A 16,155-nucleotide genomic window follows, 5' to 3' on the forward strand; every position below is an offset into this window, starting at 1 on the left:
TAGATGCTAATTGCACGAATTTACATAAAGTTCCTTTGTTTTTATCCTCTAAACAAAAAGAAATCTTTTTTCATTGATTCTATTTCAGAATCATCATTTGTTATGATATAATCTATTGCTTTCTCTGTAAAGGCCTTTCCCTTTTCTGTTAGCGATATAATTTTATTTTCTATCAAAATCATGTTGTTTTTCTCTGCTAATTCCACAATAGATTTAGCTTTAACTTTATGCCAATTGATATGTTCATTTAAATGATTTATATGTCTTTCTTTTTCTTCACTATGATTATTTAAGTGCAATAAAAAAGTAAGCAACTGTACTTCTTTTTGTTGTTGCTTATTTCTATACAAAACAGAAATTAAACCTTTACTAGGTGCAAACAAATACACCATTAGAAAAACAACTCCTAAGATAGTTGTCATCGACCCAGATATGGAAGCATCTAACCAATGTGCAACCCAATAACCAATAATTGCCGACAATACTCCAAAGACAACAGATAACACTAACATCTTTTTTAAATCGTTAGTCAATAAATAAGCAGTAGCAGCCGGTGCAATCATTAAAGCAACTACCAAAATTGCTCCCACCGCATCAAATGCTCCAACTGTTGTTATAGATGCTACACTCATCAATCCATAATGAAGTATTGCTGGTGAAAAACCTAATGCTGTTGCCAATCCTTTATCGAAAGTACTTACTTTTAATTCTTTAAAAAAAGCTAATAAAAGACCTAATGTAATTAATAAAATAGCACCAATTATCCATAACGATTTTGGACCTAAATCAACTTCATTTATTAGCAATCTATCAAAAGGAGCAAAAGCTAATTCACCTAATAAAACTGCATCAACATCTAAATGAACATCGTTTGCATTTTTAGCTATTAAAAGTACACCTATACTAAACAATGCAGGAAACACTAACCCAATTGCTGTATCTTCTTTAACTAGTTTTGTTTTTTGGATATATTCTACTAAGACAACCGTTATTATTCCTGACAAAGCTCCCATTAAAATAAGCAATGGAGAATTTAAATCGTGTGTAATAAAAAAACCAATTACCAACCCTGGCAAAATAGAATGACTTATAGCATCACTAATCAATGCCATTTTTCTTAGTACTAAGAACACTCCAGGTATTGCACAGGCAATTGCCACTAAGCTTGCTATTAATTGTATTTCTATCTGAGCACTACTCATTTTCTATATTTTGATTATATAAGTTTCCAGCAAATTGATAACCTTCTTCTGTCATTGACCACATTTTACCTTCAACTTTGATATACTTTTTCTCTTCTAACTTTTTTAAAGTTCCTCTTGTATACCCCTGAAAATTATTTAGAATTTTTACGGCATGCGGATGTGATTTATCTTCATGAGTTTTTACTAAATCAAACATAAAAGATAGTGTTTTGTGCAATTTCAAATCTCGTCGGTTTTTTAAAAAACGTATTTGACGAAATAACAAACCTCTTGTTGGGGAAAAAACAAATGAAATAACTACAAATATTGCTGCTACTAATACTATTACTGGGCCTGTTGATAAATTGGACTGACTTGCACTAATTCCAGTCCCAACAACACCTGCTAGTAAACCGAAAACCGCTGCTAGTATTACCATAGTACTTAAACTATTTGTCCATTGCCTTGCAGCAGCAGCTGGTGCCAATAACATAGCACTCATTAAAACTACTCCTACTGTTTGCAATCCTAAAACAATAGCTAAAACAATAAAACCAGTAATTAAAGCATCTATAAATTTTATATTGAAACCTAAGGTTTTCGCATAATCTGCATCAAATAATAGTAATTTAAACTCTTTCCAAAAAAGTAACAACACTAGTAAACAAACCCCAGTAACAATTACCATAAACCAAACATCCTTAACTAATAATGTTGCTGCTTGCCCAAATAAAAACTTATCTAAACCAGATTGATTTGCATTGGGTTGCTTCTGAATAAATGTCAACAACAACATTCCAAACCCAAAAAACACTGAAAGAATTAATCCTAAAGCTGTATCTGTTTTTAAATGTGTATTTCTAACGATTCCGCGAATCCAAAAAGCACCAATAAGACCGCTAATCAATGCTCCTAACAATAACACATTTGTATCTTTTGTTCCTGTAATTAAAAACGCTATTGCAATCCCTGGTAAAGATGCGTGAGAAATTGCATCACCTAATAAACTTTGTTTTCTTAATACAGCAAAACTTCCTAACATTCCACAGATAGCCCCCAAAATTGCTGTACCAATTGTTATAGTACGAAGTGTATAATCGGAAAAAACGAGTTTAAAATATTCTTGTAAATCCATTATTGCTGCACACTTACTTTATAATTAATTCCGTAAGTCTTGGTTAAGTTGTCATCATTAAATATTTCTTTAACAGGACCAGTAGCAATTTTCTTAACATTCAAAAAGGTTACCCAATCAAAATATTCAGGAACTGTCTGCAAATCATGATGTACTACAACTACGGTTTTTCCGGCTTTACGCAACTCTTTCAGTATATTAATTATTGCTATTTCTGTAGTTGCATCTACCCCTTGAAATGGTTCATCCATAAAATAGATTGAAGCATTTTGTACTAAAGCTCTTGCTAAAAAAACACGTTGTTGTTGCCCTCCTGAAAGTTGAGATATTTGCCTGTTTTTAAATGGTAACATTCCTACTTTTTCAAGTGCTTCTAATGCTGCTTTCTTTTGAGCTCCTCCTGGTCTTTTAATCCATCCTAAACTTCCATAGGTTCCCATCATTACAACATCTAATGCTGTTGTCGGAAAATCCCAATCTACACTTCCTTTTTGCGGAACATATGCTACTAATTTTCGTTGCTTCTCGTATGATTTTCCATATACAGAAACACTTCCAGCAATTGGATTTATAATACCTAAGATTGATTTTATTAAAGTAGATTTTCCTGCTCCATTTGGCCCAACAATTGCCATTAAAACTCCTTCTGGTATAGCTAAGTCAATATCCCAAAGTACAGGTTTATAATTATAAGCTACTGTTAAATCGTCTACTGTTACTGCATATTTTGTTTCCATACTATTTCAATGCATCTATTATAGTATTTACATTGGTTTTATACATACCGATGTAAGTTCCTTCGTTTGTTCCTGCATTTCCTAATGCATCAGAATATAATGTTCCTCCTATTGCAACTTCTTTTCCTTTTGACTTCACTGCTTCTTGCAAAGCTTCTATAGTTCTTTTAGGAACTGAACTTTCTACAAAAATGGCTTTAACATCATTGTCTATAATAAACTTTGCTAGTTTTTGCACATCTTGAACTCCAGCTTCAGTTGCTGTTGATAAACCTTGTAATCCTACCACATTAAAATTATGTTGCCTTCCAAAATAATTAAATGCATCATGCGCTGTAACTAATATTTTTTTATCTATTGGTAACTCATTTATTTTTGCACTAATATTTTGATTCAACTCCTTTAATTTATTTAAATATTCTTCTCCATTACTTTTGTAATACGCTGCATTTTTAGAATCTAGAGTTGATAATTTATCAACCACATATGATGTTATTTTTATCCAATTATTAATATCAAACCATATATGTGGGTCATAATTTGATGCAAAAGCTTCAGATCCTATCAAATTATTTTTATCTATAATATCAGAAACAACAATTGTTTTTTTATTTTGATGTTTCATCTTTTCGAAAACCTCTTCTAGCTTTCCTTCTAAATGTAATCCGTTATAAATAACCACATCAGCATTGAATAGTTTAGATACATCTCCTTCACTTGCTTTATATAAATGAGGATCAACACCTGCTCCCATTAAACCATTCACTTCAATTTTATCTCCTCCTATGTTTTTCACCAAATCGGTAATCATAGTAGTAGTGGTAACAACATTCAATTTATCGTTTTTCTTTTTTACCTTATTATTACAACTTACCAGTATTAAAACTGCAATTAAGCCAACTATTTTTTTCATTTTAACTTTTTTGTATATAAATATTATTTGCCACTTTGTTTGAAATCGTCATTTCCTTTCCATTTATTTTCACTAGGAACGAATCATCAAAAGGTTCTTTATCTAAAACTTCTATATTTTTTCCTAAACCTATTTCTTGTTTATCTAAAAAACGTAAAAATTCAGAAGAAGTATCATTCACCCCTACACAAACTCCTTTTTCACTTTTTTCTAACGTAGACAACAAGCTTTTTTGTATTTGTGGTAAATTTCCATCTTTATCAGGAATAGGATCTCCATGTGGATCACTTTTAGGATAACCTAAAAATGCATCTAACTCATCAATTAATTTTGGCGATTTTATATGCTCTAATTGTTCAGCCACTTCATGAACTTCATCCCAAGTAAAATTAAGCTTCTGCACTAAGAAAACTTCCCATAATCTATGTTTACGTATAATATTAGCTGCCGTTCTCTTACCAAAATCAGTTAAAGTAACCCCTTGGTACTTTTTATAAACCAATACTTTTTTATCAGATAATTTTTTAATCATATCTGTTACCGAGGAAGCTTTTGTTTCTAACTTCTTCGCTATAGCATTTGTACTAATCCCTTTATCAGATATTGCCGCTAAATGATAAATTGTTTTTATATAATTCTCTTCTGATTGACTAAACATTCTATTTTTTTGGTTCAACAAAAATACAAATTTTGATTTAGAAAAAATAATTTTTAGGCAAGACTAAAAATTATTTTATATTTGCAGAAATTTTATAAATAGACATCGCTAAAAACAATTAATTAAAACAATGAAAAGGGTAATTTTATTTACGTTCTTGTTTATATCTGCTTTATCTAAAGCTCAAACTATCTCAGGAAAAATAACTACTTCTAAAGGAGAAATTCTTCCTTTTGCCAGTATAACTATAAAAAACAGCAACAACGGAACAAATGCTGATGAAAACGGAACTTTCATATTTGAAAATATAAAAAATAAGAAAGTTACATTAATAGCTTCTTTTAATGGTTTTATTTCTTCTCAAAAACAAATAACTATTTCAAAAACTGAAACTACCGTTATTAATTTTACACTAACTGAACACGCCGAATTGTTAGATCAAGTAACGGTAACAGGAACTAGAACAGACAGACGTAGTACTAAAAATCCAGTTATTGTAAATGTTATTAATAGTCAAACTTTAGCAGATGTACAAGCATGCAATTTATCTGAAGGATTGAAATTTCAAACAGGCTTAAGAGTTGAAACCGACTGCCAAACATGTAATTACACACAATTACGCATGAACGGATTATCTGGAGGATATTCTCAAATATTAATTAATGGGCGTCCAATTTTTAGTCCATTAACAGGTTTATATGGTTTAGAACAAGTTCCGACCAACATGATAGACCGTATTGAAATTGTTCGTGGAGGTGGTTCTGCTTTATATGGTTCAAGTGCTATTGGTGGTACGGTAAATGTTATAACCAAAATTCCTAAAAAAAATGATTATAACATTAGTTATACTTATCAAAATCTTAAAGGAGCTTCAGACCATATTATCGCTGGAAATGCAACTATAGTTAATGAAGAAAAAAATGCTGGTATTTCATTCTTCATAAATAATAGAGCTCGAGACATTTATGATCATGACGGTGATAATTTCTCTGAATTACCACAATTAAAAAACAATTCCTTTGGTACTAATATGTTTTTCTTACCTACGGAAAATCAAAAATTAGAAATTAATTTTAGTAAAATGAACGAATATCGTTATGGAGGTGAAATAATAAAAGGCGCCCCGCACTTTGCTTTACAATCAGAAGAAAGAACACACGATGTATATGTTGGTAATGTTGATTATCAAATTAATTTTAATGATGATAAAAGTTCATTAATAACTTATTTTGCCTCACAATATACTGGCAGAGAGCACTACACTGGAATTCGTCCAGAAATAGGAACAATTGAAGATACCCAGCATTTAGCAAATCCACCTTATGGTAATTCAAAAACTACAACTTTTCAAGGAGGAATTCAATTTAACCACAAATTAGAAGACTTCTTAAAGGGTAATAACGTGTTAACTATTGGAAGTGAGTTTGTTCAGGATGATGTTTTTGACGAAATCAAGGCTTATCAATATGTAGTAGATCAAGTAACAAGAAATTATGGTTTCTTTTTCCAAAGTGATTGGGAAATTAATGACAAGTGGAATTTATTAGCGGGCATTCGTTACGATAATCATAAACTAGATGCTTTAAAAAAGGATGGAACCAGAAAACAAATTACTAATAACGTTGCAAGCCCTCGTATATCTTTATTATTTAGACCTTTTGAAAATTCTCAATTTAGAGCAACTTGGGGAACCGGTTTTAGGGCTCCTCAAGCTTTTGATACTGATTTACATATTGCTTTTGCTGGTGGAGGTGTTTCTAGAGTTCAACTTGCTGATAATTTAAAAAGAGAACGTTCAAATAGTTATACTGTTTCTTTTAATTACGACAAACCTACTGAACATTATATATATGGTTTTACCATTGAAAGCTTCTATACTCAACTAAATGATGCATTTTACCTAGAGTCTATTGGTACAGATCAATTTGGAGAAGTATTTGAAAAAAGAAATGGTGATGGAGCTGTTGTAAAAGGAATTACTTTAGAAACTCGACTAAATTATGATGGAATTTTTCAATTAGACGCCGGTTTTACCTATCAATCAAGTAAATATAATACAGCTGTAAATAACTCTAATGAACTTACACCTAAAAGAGAATTCTTACGTACACCAGATACTTATGGGTATGCAACTGCTACATATACACCAAATCAAAAATTTAAAACTGCTTTAAATTTAGTATACACAGGTAAAATGGATGTATTACACCTAGCTTCAGATCAGAACTTAACTAATGATGAATACTTTAGATCTCCTTCTTTTTTTAATCTAGGAATTAATACTAGTTACAAATTTGAATTAAAAAAGTTAAATACCAATTTGGAGCTTTCTGCAGGTGTTAAAAACATTTTTGATAGTTACCAAACAAAATTTGATATAGGGAAAGAACGCGACAGTAACTTTATTTACGGTCCTGCAAACCCCAGAACTTATGTGATTGGTTTTAAGGTATTTAAATAATTAAAAACTCACATTTCATACAAAAAAAGGAAAGCTAATTTTTTAAGCTTTCCTTTTTTAGTAATATAAAATTAATGTCTTCATAACATTACAGTATTCTGTTAACATTTAAGAAACATTCTAATAAAACAAGGATAATTTACATGTAACATTAGCTTTACAATCTAGTTTCACATTTGCAGGGTATTTAAAGAACTCAAGTAATTATAATGAAAAAATTAATATTTATTACTCTTTTAAGCCTTTGTAATTTTGCATTTTCTCAAAGCAAAGGAACTGTATCTGGTACCCTTACAGATAAAGAGATGAATGGAGAAGCATTACCTTTTGCTAATGTTTTTATAAAAGGAACTACTATTGGTGGAACTACCGATATGGATGGTAAATACACCTTAAATGTTCCTGTAGGAAATCAAACTATCGTATTTAGTTTTGTTGGTTATCAAACAATAGAAAAAGCTATTGTAGTTAAAGCTGGAGAAACTATAATTATAAACCAAGAACTAGGAGCTAACGAAGGAGTAACTTTAGACGAAGTAGAAATTAAAGCCACCACAAGTAAAGATAAAGCAAGTGCTTTATTACTTGATCAGAAAAAAGCTGTAGTTATTAAAGAAAGTATTGGTGCAGAAGAATTATCTTCAAAAGGAATTTCAGATGCTGCGGGGGCTGTATCTAAAATATCTGGTGTTTCAAAACAAGAAGGTTCAAGCAATGTATATGTTCGTGGTTTAGGTGATCGCTATCTAAACACTACAATGAATGGTCTTTCATTACCATCAAATAATATTGCTAAGAAAAACATTGATTTAAATTTATTTCCATCAGATATAATTCAAAATGTATCTATTAGTAAAGCTTATTCTTCTAGTTTTTATGGAGATTTTGCTGCTGGTAATATTGATATTTCTTCAAAAGAATATAAAGGAAATGGCTTTGTAGAAGTTAACCTTGGTTCTGGTGTTAACTCTAGAGCTATGGGAGAAGATTTCCAAAAAAGTGAAGGAACTGGATATTTTGGTTATTACAATAGATTTAAGCACAACCCATATGCTGTAGTACTTTCTCATGGTGTTGACCCAGTAAGTGCAGGTAGTCCTATTAATAGTTCTATTGGAATCAATGCTGGTAAATCTTTCGATTTTGAAGACGGTTCTAGATTAAGCCTTTTTGGTACAGCTTCTTTTAGTAGAGCTTTCGAATATAGAGAAGGACCTTTAGTTGATTATTCCAATGTATTTAAAAAGCGTTTTCCTAACGCAAAAGAATATGCATACAGCACTTCTACAACTGCTATGTTAAGTGCATTATACAGAATTAATAGCGAGCATAAATTAAAATATACATCACTATTCTTAAACAACTCAGGTGATGAAGTTGGTTATTACGGATTCAAAGGTTTAGGACAAAACAGAGACGCTTTAAAAGATACTGATAAAGGTTTTTATCAAATGAATGTTCAGTATAACCAAGATTTAGTTTTTGTAAATCAAATAACTGGTGACCACAGATTTGAAGACAATAAATTAAAATTAACTTGGGGTATTGGTTACAATAATGTTTTCGCTCACGAACCAGACAGAAAAAGAATTAGTGTAGAAAATTTCCATTATTCATTAGATAATGACCCAAGTACTAATCCTGTATTCTTTACAAATAACTCATTTGACAATCAACGTTATTTCCAAAAAATTATTGATGAGGAATTAAACAGTAGAGTAAACTTAACTTATCAAGCATCTGAAAAAGTAGCTTTAAACTTCGGTTATAACGGAAGAATTAAAGAAAGAGATTTTGAAAACATCAGATATGGTTACGATATTTTAAACAAACAATACGAAATAACTGATGTGAATAATTTTGATGCGATATTTAATATTAATAATGCTCAAATATTAAAAAGTCAGACTGGTAAAATTTTCAGATTAGATGTATTTAGAAAAATACCTGGTTATCAAAATAGTAACATTGCTAGTTTACCAGGTGTAAATGAAAACACATATAACGGTAAATTAAGTGTACATGCAGGTTATGTATCAGCTGAAATAAAAGCAGGTGAAAAATGGATAATTGTACCAGGTGTTAGGGTTGAATCTTTTGCTCAAGACATAAAATACAATGTAATAAACATTAACCCAAGTGACCCTGGTTTTAGAAATGCATCGGAAACATTTTTCCTACCAAGTTTAAATCTTAAATATTCATTAAATGACGATCAAAACTTACGTTTCAACTTTAGTCAAACAGTTTCTGTTCCAGAATTTAAAGAAGTTGCTCCATTTATTTATGAAGGTATTGGACAAAGAATTGGTGGTAATCCAGACTTATTAGACAATCCATCTTTCTCAAAGATATTTAATCTTGACTTGAAATATGAATGGTTTATTTCTAAAGATGAGTTATTATCTGTAGCTGCTTTTGGAAAGCAAATTAATGACCCTGTTAACTTAGTAATAGCAAATAGTGCTGCTGGTAATCAACGTTATTTTAGAACTGGTGATAAAGCTACAGTTTTAGGAATAGAGTTAGAAGCTCGAAAGAACTTAATAAAAAATGAAGATGATGAAACATTAATTTCTGCTGGATTCAACTTTACTTATATGCGTACTAAGCAAGATTTAAAACAAAATATTACAGGAGTTTCTCGTTACAGCACAACATTTAATAGAGATAGCGACGAGCTTCAAGGAGCTTCACCAATATTAATCAATGCTAACATAAACTATAGCCCAGTAAACTTTAAAAACTATAAACCAATTACTTCGTTAGTATTTTCATACTTCTCAGACAGAATTGATGCTTTAGGAGCTGGTGCTTTAGGAAATATTATAGAAAAAGGAATACCAACATTAGATTTTATTTGGAAAAATAAAATTGGTGAAAAATGGGAAGTAAACTTAAGTGCTAAGAATTTACTAGACCCATCAATTAAAAGAATTAGAGAAAATACTTCTATAGGTAACGTAGTTCTTTCAGAATACAAAAGAGGAACAAACATTAGCTTAGGTCTTAAATACAAATTTTAACAAAACACAACATATCTTAAACTTTAAAACAATGAAAAATAATTTTTTATTAGGATTAGCTTTAGCTGCTACTTTATTTACTTCATGTGGAGATGATGGTACTGCTGACATCGTTATTAATGATAACAGTACTACAAACAACAACGGTGGTGGTAGTTCTACAACTGGTGAAACAGTTGAATTAAAAGGAAACTATTCTTCTGATTTAACTTTAGATTCTTCAAAATCTTACCTTATTACTGGACCAACTATTTTTGAAAATGGTACTACTTTAACAATACCAGCTGGTACTGTAGTTAAAGCAGCTGCTACGGGTGCAGATGTTTATTTAGCAATTGCACAAGGTGCTAAGATTATGGCTGAAGGAACTTCTAGTCAACCAATTATTTTTACTTCTAATGCAAATACACCAAACGCTGGTGACTGGGGTGGATTAATTATATTAGGAAAAGCTCCTATCAATTCAGTAGCTGGAGGAACTGCAACTTCTACTTCTGAGATTGCAAGTTTGCCATATGGAGGTAACATCGCTGATGATAACTCTGGTACTTTAAGCTATGTAAGAGTTGAATACTCTGGAGGTAAAGCTGATGGTCAATCTGAAAACAATGGATTTTCTTTCTACGGTGTAGGTAACAAAACTAAAGTTGAGTACATCCAAATGTTTGAAGGAAAAGATGATGGAGTAGAATTCTTTGGTGGAACAGTAAACGTAGACTATGTTTCTGTTGTAAACGCTCAAGATGATTCTATCGACTGGACTGAAGGATATACTGGAACTATTACTAATGCTTATGTAAAACATGGTGTTGACCACGATAAAGGTATTGAAGCTGATGGTTACAATACTGACATAGGAAACTTATCTAGCCCTAAATATTTTTCTAAGCCTACTGTAAATAATTTAACTATTGAAGGATTAGGCTCTGGTACAGGGAATGAAGCTATCCGTTTAAGAGCAGGTACACAAGGTATTTTTACTAACGTTTTATTAGTTGGTTTTGCTGAAGGATTTGACTTAGATGGTGATGCTACTGATAACCCAACTGGTGCTGGTGTAACTTCTGGTGATTTAAAAGCAAATGACGTTAAATTTGATAACGTTACTACTAAAATGAAAAACGATACAGGGGTTAGCTTTACAATGGCTGATTTCTTAACTGAAAATGCTGCTTCTGCTGGTACAGACTATGCTACTTGGGGAGCTAACTGGACAAGAAAATAATATATTCTTTACCCTCTAAAATAAAAAAGCCGAGCTAATGCTCGGTTTTTTTTATTCATTTATTTTAATAAAACTATATAATAAATCTTCTAGTTTTTTTAATTCTATCGGTGGATTTCCTGCATCAAATGTTGAAGAACTATATTCTTTCTTTCCTATTTCAATAATAAAACTTGCTATCAAAGCTCCATCACTATGTCTTCTATTAGTTGGTGATTTTAGCGCTTCTATCTCATTTAAATTGATTTTCTTCACCAACCTTTCTAATTTGCTAACTTCTTCTTCAGAAAGCTTAAACACCAGTTCTTTCCCGTTCTTTTGATACTTAATTGTATTTTCTTCAACTCTTATTTCAATAGCAGTTCCTCTAGTATGAGCTTTATAAATTATTTTATTAAATTTTTGAGCAGAACAATTAGTAATAATCATAACAAAAAACAATGTTATTAGTTTCAGATATTTCATTTATCAAGTTTAAAATTTCTTCAATATAAAAAAGGCATCTCACATGAGATGCCTTTTTTATATTGAATTAAATAAGTAAATATTATTTAAGCTTTTTTCTTACTGCAATTTCAGTATAAGCTTCTATAGTATCACCTTCTTTAATATCGTTGTATCCTTTAATTTGAAGACCACAATCGTATCCTTTAGTTACTTCTTTAACATCATCTTTAAAACGCTTTAATGAAGTTAATACACCATCGTGAACTACAATTCCATCTCTAATAATACGAACTTTAGAATCTCTAGTTATCTTACCATTCATTACCATACATCCAGCAATGTTACCAACCTTAGAAATCTTATAAACTTCTCTAATTTCAACATTACCAAGAACCTCTTCTTTCATTTCTGGCGATAACATTCCTTCCATTGCATCTTTCAAGTCGTTGATAGCATCGTATATAATAGAATATGTTCTAATATCAACTTCTTCTCTATCTGCTACTATACGTGCATTACCTTGTGGACGTACGTTAAATCCTACAATAATTGCATCAGAGGCTGTTGCTAATAATACGTCAGACTCGGTAATTGCTCCAACTCCTTTGTGTAAGATATTAACTTGAATTTCTTCCGTAGATAATTTTTGGAATGAATCTGTTAATGCTTCTACTGATCCATCAACATCTCCTTTTAAGATAATATTTAATTCTTTAAAGTCTCCTAATGCAATACGACGACCAATTTCTGCTAATGTTAAAGTCTTTTGAGTTCTTACAGATTGCTCTCGTTGTAATTGAGAACGTTTTGCTGCTATTTGTTTAGCCTCACGTTCGTCTTCAAATACATTAAACTTATCACCTGCTTGAGGAGCTCCATCTAATCCTAAAATTGATACTGGAGTAGAAGGACCAGCTTCTTTTACTTTATTTCCTTTATCGTCAAACATAGCTCTTACTTTACCACTATGTTTACCTGCTAAGATATAATCACCAATTTTTAATGTACCAGCTTGTACTAATATTGTTGACACATATCCTCTTCCTTTATCTAATAATGCTTCTACAACAGCTCCAGATGCATTCTTATTAGGATTAGCTTTTAACTCTAATACCTCCGCTTCTAATAATACTTTTTCTAATAATTCTTCAACTCCTTGACCTGTTTTAGCAGATATCTCTTGAGATTGAATATTACCTCCCCAATCTTCTACTAATAAATTCATAGAAGAAAGTTGTGTTTTAATATTATCTGGGTTTGCATTTGGCTTATCAATCTTATTGATTGCAAAAATGATTGGAACACCAGCTGCTTGTGCGTGAGATATAGCCTCTTTTGTTTGCGGCATCACATCATCATCAGCAGCAACTACGATAATTACTAAATCTGTTACCTGAGCTCCACGAGCACGCATTGCTGTAAAGGCCTCGTGACCTGGTGTATCTAAAAATGCTATTTTTTGATCTCCTACATTTACGGCATAAGCACCAATATGTTGTGTAATTCCTCCAGATTCTCCTTCAATTACATTTGCTTTACGAATGTAATCTAACAACGAAGTTTTACCGTGATCTACGTGTCCCATTACTGTAATAATTGGTGCACGAGTTTCTAAATCTTCTGGTTTATCTTCAACTTCTGTTATAGACTCCTCTACTTCGGCTCCAACAAACTCAACTGTATAATTAAATTCCTCAGCAACTATTGATAATGTTTCAGCATCTAAACGTTGATTCATTGTTACCATCATTCCTAACATCATACATGAAGAGATAATGTTAGTTACTGGAACATCCATCATTGTAGCAACCTCACTAACAGTAACAAATTCTGTTACTTTTAAGATTTTGCTTTCTGCTTGTGCTGCTTGTAAATCTGCTTCCGATTGTTCACGGTGAGCATCTCTTTTATTTCTACGATATTTAGCAGCCTTACCTTTTTTAGATTTACCTTGAAGTCTTTCTAAAGTTTCACGTACTTGTTTTTGTACTTCTGCTTCTGTAGGTTCTTCTTTTTTAACAACAGGTCTTTGTCCACCTCTACCTCTAAATCCTTGACGGTTTCCACCTCGGTTTCCACCACCTCGGTTTTGACCTCCTCGGTTTTGGCCTCCTTTATTTTGCCCTGGTTTAGCTGAGTTTCCAGTTCCTGGTGCTCCTGGCTTACTAATTCTTTTACGTTTCTTTTTATCTCCGTCAGTTTTCGCTTCTGGTTTCTTTTTCTTAGGTCTTTCAAATTGTTTTAAATCAATTTTTTGACCTGTAATTTTAGGACCATCAAGCTTTTTGTACTGAGTTTTAATTTTCTCAGCATTTTCAGGAGTAATTTCAACAGGCTTTTCTGCTTTTACTTCCTCTTTTTTTGTTTCCACAACCTTCTTAGGAGTCTCTTTAATTTCGACTTTTTTAGGTGCTTCAGTTTTTACTACTTCAGGTTTCACTATCTTAGGTTTTTCAACCTTTACAGGCTTCTCTTTCTTTTCCTCAACCTTTATTGCTGGTTTTTCAACTTTTGGGGCTTCTTGAATAGGAGTTTCCTTTTTAGGTTCTTTTTTTACCTCTTTTACCTCTTTAGGTTCTTCAACCTTCTTAGGTTCTTCTTTTTTAGCTTCAACCGCTTTACCAGTCTTTACATCAATCTTACCTACAGTCTTAAGCTCTAATTTTTCAGCTTTGGCTTTTAAAACTTCTTGTTTTTTAGCTTCGTCTTCTAATCTTTTCTTCTCTTGCTCTACTTCTAATTGCTGACGAATAGCTTCTTTTTCTTTACGCTTTTCTTCGCTCACTTCTTTAGAGGCTACTTTCTTTGATTTATCTGTTTTGAATCCATCAAATAATATTTGATACTCCTTATCAGAAATTTTAGTAGTAGGACGTGCTTCTATCTCATGACCATTTTTAGCCAAGTGTTCTACAGCTCTATCTAAAGAAATATTTAATTCTCTTAATACTTTATTAAGTCTTAATTTGTTGCCTTCAGCCATAAATTATTTTATACTTTATATTCAAAAAACACACTTTATACATGGTATAGTTATGTTCTTTTTCTTTGTTTGTCAGATTTTATATTGATTCCAATCAATTTCGTTGGAGACTGACTTCCATTATTAATTTAGTCTTCGAATTCTTCTTTTAAAATTCGTTGTACTTCTACAATTGTTTCTTCTTCTAAATCGGTTCTTTGTACTAACATAGATACATCTTTTTCTAGTACACTCTTTGCTGTTTCTAAACCAATTTTCTTAAACTCAGCTATTACCCAAGCTTCTATTTCGTCTGAAAATTCTGTTAACTCAACATCTTCCTCTTCTATTCCTTCACGTTGAACATCAATTTCATAACCTGTTAATTCACTTGCTAAACGAATATTAACTCCTGAGCGTCCAATTGCTTTTGAAACTTCTTCTGGTTTTAATAAAACATTTACACGTCCTTTTTTACCATTCTTTTCCTCTTCAAAAGGTTTGATATCAACAGATGTTACTTTTGCTGGACTTAATGCTCTAGCTACAAATAACTGCTCGTTTTTTGTATAGTTTATTACATCAATATTCTCATTTCCTAATTCACGAACAATACCATGAATACGAGACCCTTTAACTCCAACACAAGCTCCAACTGGATCAATTCTATCATCATAAGAATCTACTGCAATTTTTGCTTTATCTCCAGGAATTCTTGCTACTCCTTCAATAGTGATTAATCCATCAAACACCTCTGGAATTTCTTGTTCAAATAATTTTACTAAGAAAGCTGGAGAAGTTCTTGATAATATGATTGCTGGTTTGTTACCTCTTAATTCAACCGATTTTATTACTCCACGAACTGCATCTCCTTTTCTAAAGAAATCTGAACGAATTTGCTCGCTTTTTGGTAAAACGATTTCATTTCCTTCATCATCTAATAAGATTACTGCGTTATGACGAATATGGTGTACTTCTGCACTATAAATTTCTCCTTCTAGCTCCTTGAACTGTTTAAAAATATTAGTACTATCATGTTCGTGAATTTTAGAAATTAAGTTTTGACGTAACGCTAAAATTGCTCGCCTACCTAAATCTATTAACTTCACTTCTTCTGATACATCTTCACCTATTTCAAAATCTGGTTCTATTTTTCTTGCTTCACTAAGTTCAATTTCTTCATTATCGTCTTCAGAAAATCCATCTGCTACAACCACACGGTTTCTCCAAATCTCTAAATCTCCTTTATCTGGATTGATAATAATATCAAAGTTTTCATCTGAACCAAACCTACGTTTTAATGCAGCACGAAATACTTCTTCTAAGATAGACATAAGTGTTACCCTGTCTATACTCTTATTGTCTTTAAACTCTGAAAATGACTCTATTAGTGCAATATTTTCCATT

General features: G+C 31.6%; 11 protein-coding genes. 3 read left to right on the forward strand and 8 right to left on the reverse strand.

Features of this window, described 5'->3' with window-relative positions:
* Positions 1-41: 41 nt before the first annotated feature.
* The 5 genes from Q0958_RS01360 to Q0958_RS01380 are packed head-to-tail and all read right to left on the reverse strand — an operon-like array spanning position 42 to position 4,627.
* Positions 42-1,202, reverse strand: coding sequence for a metal ABC transporter permease (locus tag Q0958_RS01360; protein WP_299118607.1), 1,161 nt, complete (start codon positions 1,200-1,202; stop codon positions 42-44).
* A complete protein-coding gene (locus tag Q0958_RS01365; RefSeq protein ID WP_299118609.1) occupies positions 1,195-2,319 on the reverse strand; it encodes a metal ABC transporter permease in 1,125 nt (374 codons plus the stop codon). Before Q0958_RS01365 ends, Q0958_RS01360 begins: the two co-directional genes overlap by 8 nt.
* Entirely contained in the window at positions 2,319-3,056 is a 738-nt protein-coding gene (locus tag Q0958_RS01370; protein ID WP_150898361.1) for a metal ABC transporter ATP-binding protein, read from the reverse strand. The genes Q0958_RS01365 and Q0958_RS01370 overlap by 1 nt, the downstream gene beginning before the upstream one ends.
* A 1-nt stretch (position 3,057) precedes the next feature.
* A complete protein-coding gene (locus Q0958_RS01375) occupies positions 3,058-3,969 on the reverse strand; it encodes a zinc ABC transporter substrate-binding protein (protein WP_299118611.1) in 912 nt (303 codons plus the stop codon).
* A gap of 1 nt (position 3,970) precedes the next feature.
* Positions 3,971-4,627 (reverse strand): metal-dependent transcriptional regulator, encoded by a 657-nt coding sequence (locus Q0958_RS01380; RefSeq protein ID WP_299119966.1) that lies wholly within the window; start codon positions 4,625-4,627, stop codon positions 3,971-3,973.
* Positions 4,628-4,757: 130 nt separating this feature from the next.
* On the opposite strand from Q0958_RS01380, the gene Q0958_RS01385 reads away from it, so the two are divergent.
* The 3 genes from Q0958_RS01385 to Q0958_RS01395 all read left to right on the forward strand — a co-directional run bounded on the left by Q0958_RS01385 (position 4,758) and on the right by Q0958_RS01395 (position 11,339).
* Positions 4,758-7,088: a TonB-dependent receptor gene (locus tag Q0958_RS01385; protein WP_299118613.1), complete on the forward strand. Its 2,331-nt coding sequence runs from the start codon at positions 4,758-4,760 to the stop codon at positions 7,086-7,088.
* Between the two features lie 209 nt (positions 7,089-7,297).
* Complete coding sequence (locus Q0958_RS01390; protein WP_299118616.1) at positions 7,298-10,114, forward strand: TonB-dependent receptor; 2,817 nt, start codon at positions 7,298-7,300, stop codon at positions 10,112-10,114.
* Between the two features lie 31 nt (positions 10,115-10,145).
* Positions 10,146-11,339 carry a multidrug transporter gene (locus Q0958_RS01395; RefSeq protein WP_299118619.1) on the forward strand — a complete coding sequence of 398 codons (1,194 nt, stop codon included), beginning with the start codon at positions 10,146-10,148 and terminating at the stop codon, positions 11,337-11,339.
* Between the two features lie 51 nt (positions 11,340-11,390).
* Here Q0958_RS01395 and Q0958_RS01400 read toward each other — a convergent pair whose 3' ends face one another.
* The 3 genes from Q0958_RS01400 to nusA all read right to left on the reverse strand — a co-directional run bounded on the left by Q0958_RS01400 (position 11,391) and on the right by nusA (position 16,154).
* A complete protein-coding gene (locus Q0958_RS01400) occupies positions 11,391-11,804 on the reverse strand; it encodes a hypothetical protein (RefSeq protein ID WP_299118622.1) in 414 nt (137 codons plus the stop codon).
* A gap of 82 nt (positions 11,805-11,886) precedes the next feature.
* Entirely contained in the window at positions 11,887-14,769 is a 2,883-nt protein-coding gene (infB, locus tag Q0958_RS01405; protein ID WP_299118625.1) for a translation initiation factor IF-2, read from the reverse strand.
* A gap of 128 nt (positions 14,770-14,897) precedes the next feature.
* A complete protein-coding gene (gene nusA, locus Q0958_RS01410) occupies positions 14,898-16,154 on the reverse strand; it encodes a transcription termination factor NusA (RefSeq protein ID WP_150898354.1) in 1,257 nt (418 codons plus the stop codon).
* Position 16,155: the final 1 nt, after the last annotated feature.

It is taken from the genome of uncultured Tenacibaculum sp., from assembly GCF_947499065.1.
Lineage (GTDB): Bacteria > Bacteroidota > Bacteroidia > Flavobacteriales > Flavobacteriaceae > Polaribacter.

Bases quoted from the DNA above. Each gene is read 5' to 3' on its own strand.
- Q0958_RS01360 (WP_299118607.1), bottom strand. From the start codon at position 1,202: ATGAGTAGTGCTCAGATAGAAATACAATTAATAGCAAGCTTAGTGGCA.
- Q0958_RS01365 (WP_299118609.1), bottom strand. From the start codon at position 2,319: ATGGATTTACAAGAATATTTTAAACTCGTTTTTTCCGATTATACACTT.
- Q0958_RS01370 (WP_150898361.1), bottom strand. From the start codon at position 3,056: ATGGAAACAAAATATGCAGTAACAGTAGACGATTTAACAGTAGCTTAT.
- Q0958_RS01375 (WP_299118611.1), bottom strand. From the start codon at position 3,969: ATGAAAAAAATAGTTGGCTTAATTGCAGTTTTAATACTGGTAAGTTGT.
- Q0958_RS01380 (WP_299119966.1), bottom strand. From the start codon at position 4,627: ATGTTTAGTCAATCAGAAGAGAATTATATAAAAACAATTTATCATTTA.
- Q0958_RS01385 (WP_299118613.1), top strand. From the start codon at position 4,758: ATGAAAAGGGTAATTTTATTTACGTTCTTGTTTATATCTGCTTTATCT.
- Q0958_RS01390 (WP_299118616.1), top strand. From the start codon at position 7,298: ATGAAAAAATTAATATTTATTACTCTTTTAAGCCTTTGTAATTTTGCA.
- Q0958_RS01395 (WP_299118619.1), top strand. From the start codon at position 10,146: ATGAAAAATAATTTTTTATTAGGATTAGCTTTAGCTGCTACTTTATTT.
- Q0958_RS01400 (WP_299118622.1), bottom strand. From the start codon at position 11,804: ATGAAATATCTGAAACTAATAACATTGTTTTTTGTTATGATTATTACT.
- infB (WP_299118625.1), bottom strand. From the start codon at position 14,769: ATGGCTGAAGGCAACAAATTAAGACTTAATAAAGTATTAAGAGAATTA.
- nusA (WP_150898354.1), bottom strand. From the start codon at position 16,154: ATGGAAAATATTGCACTAATAGAGTCATTTTCAGAGTTTAAAGACAAT.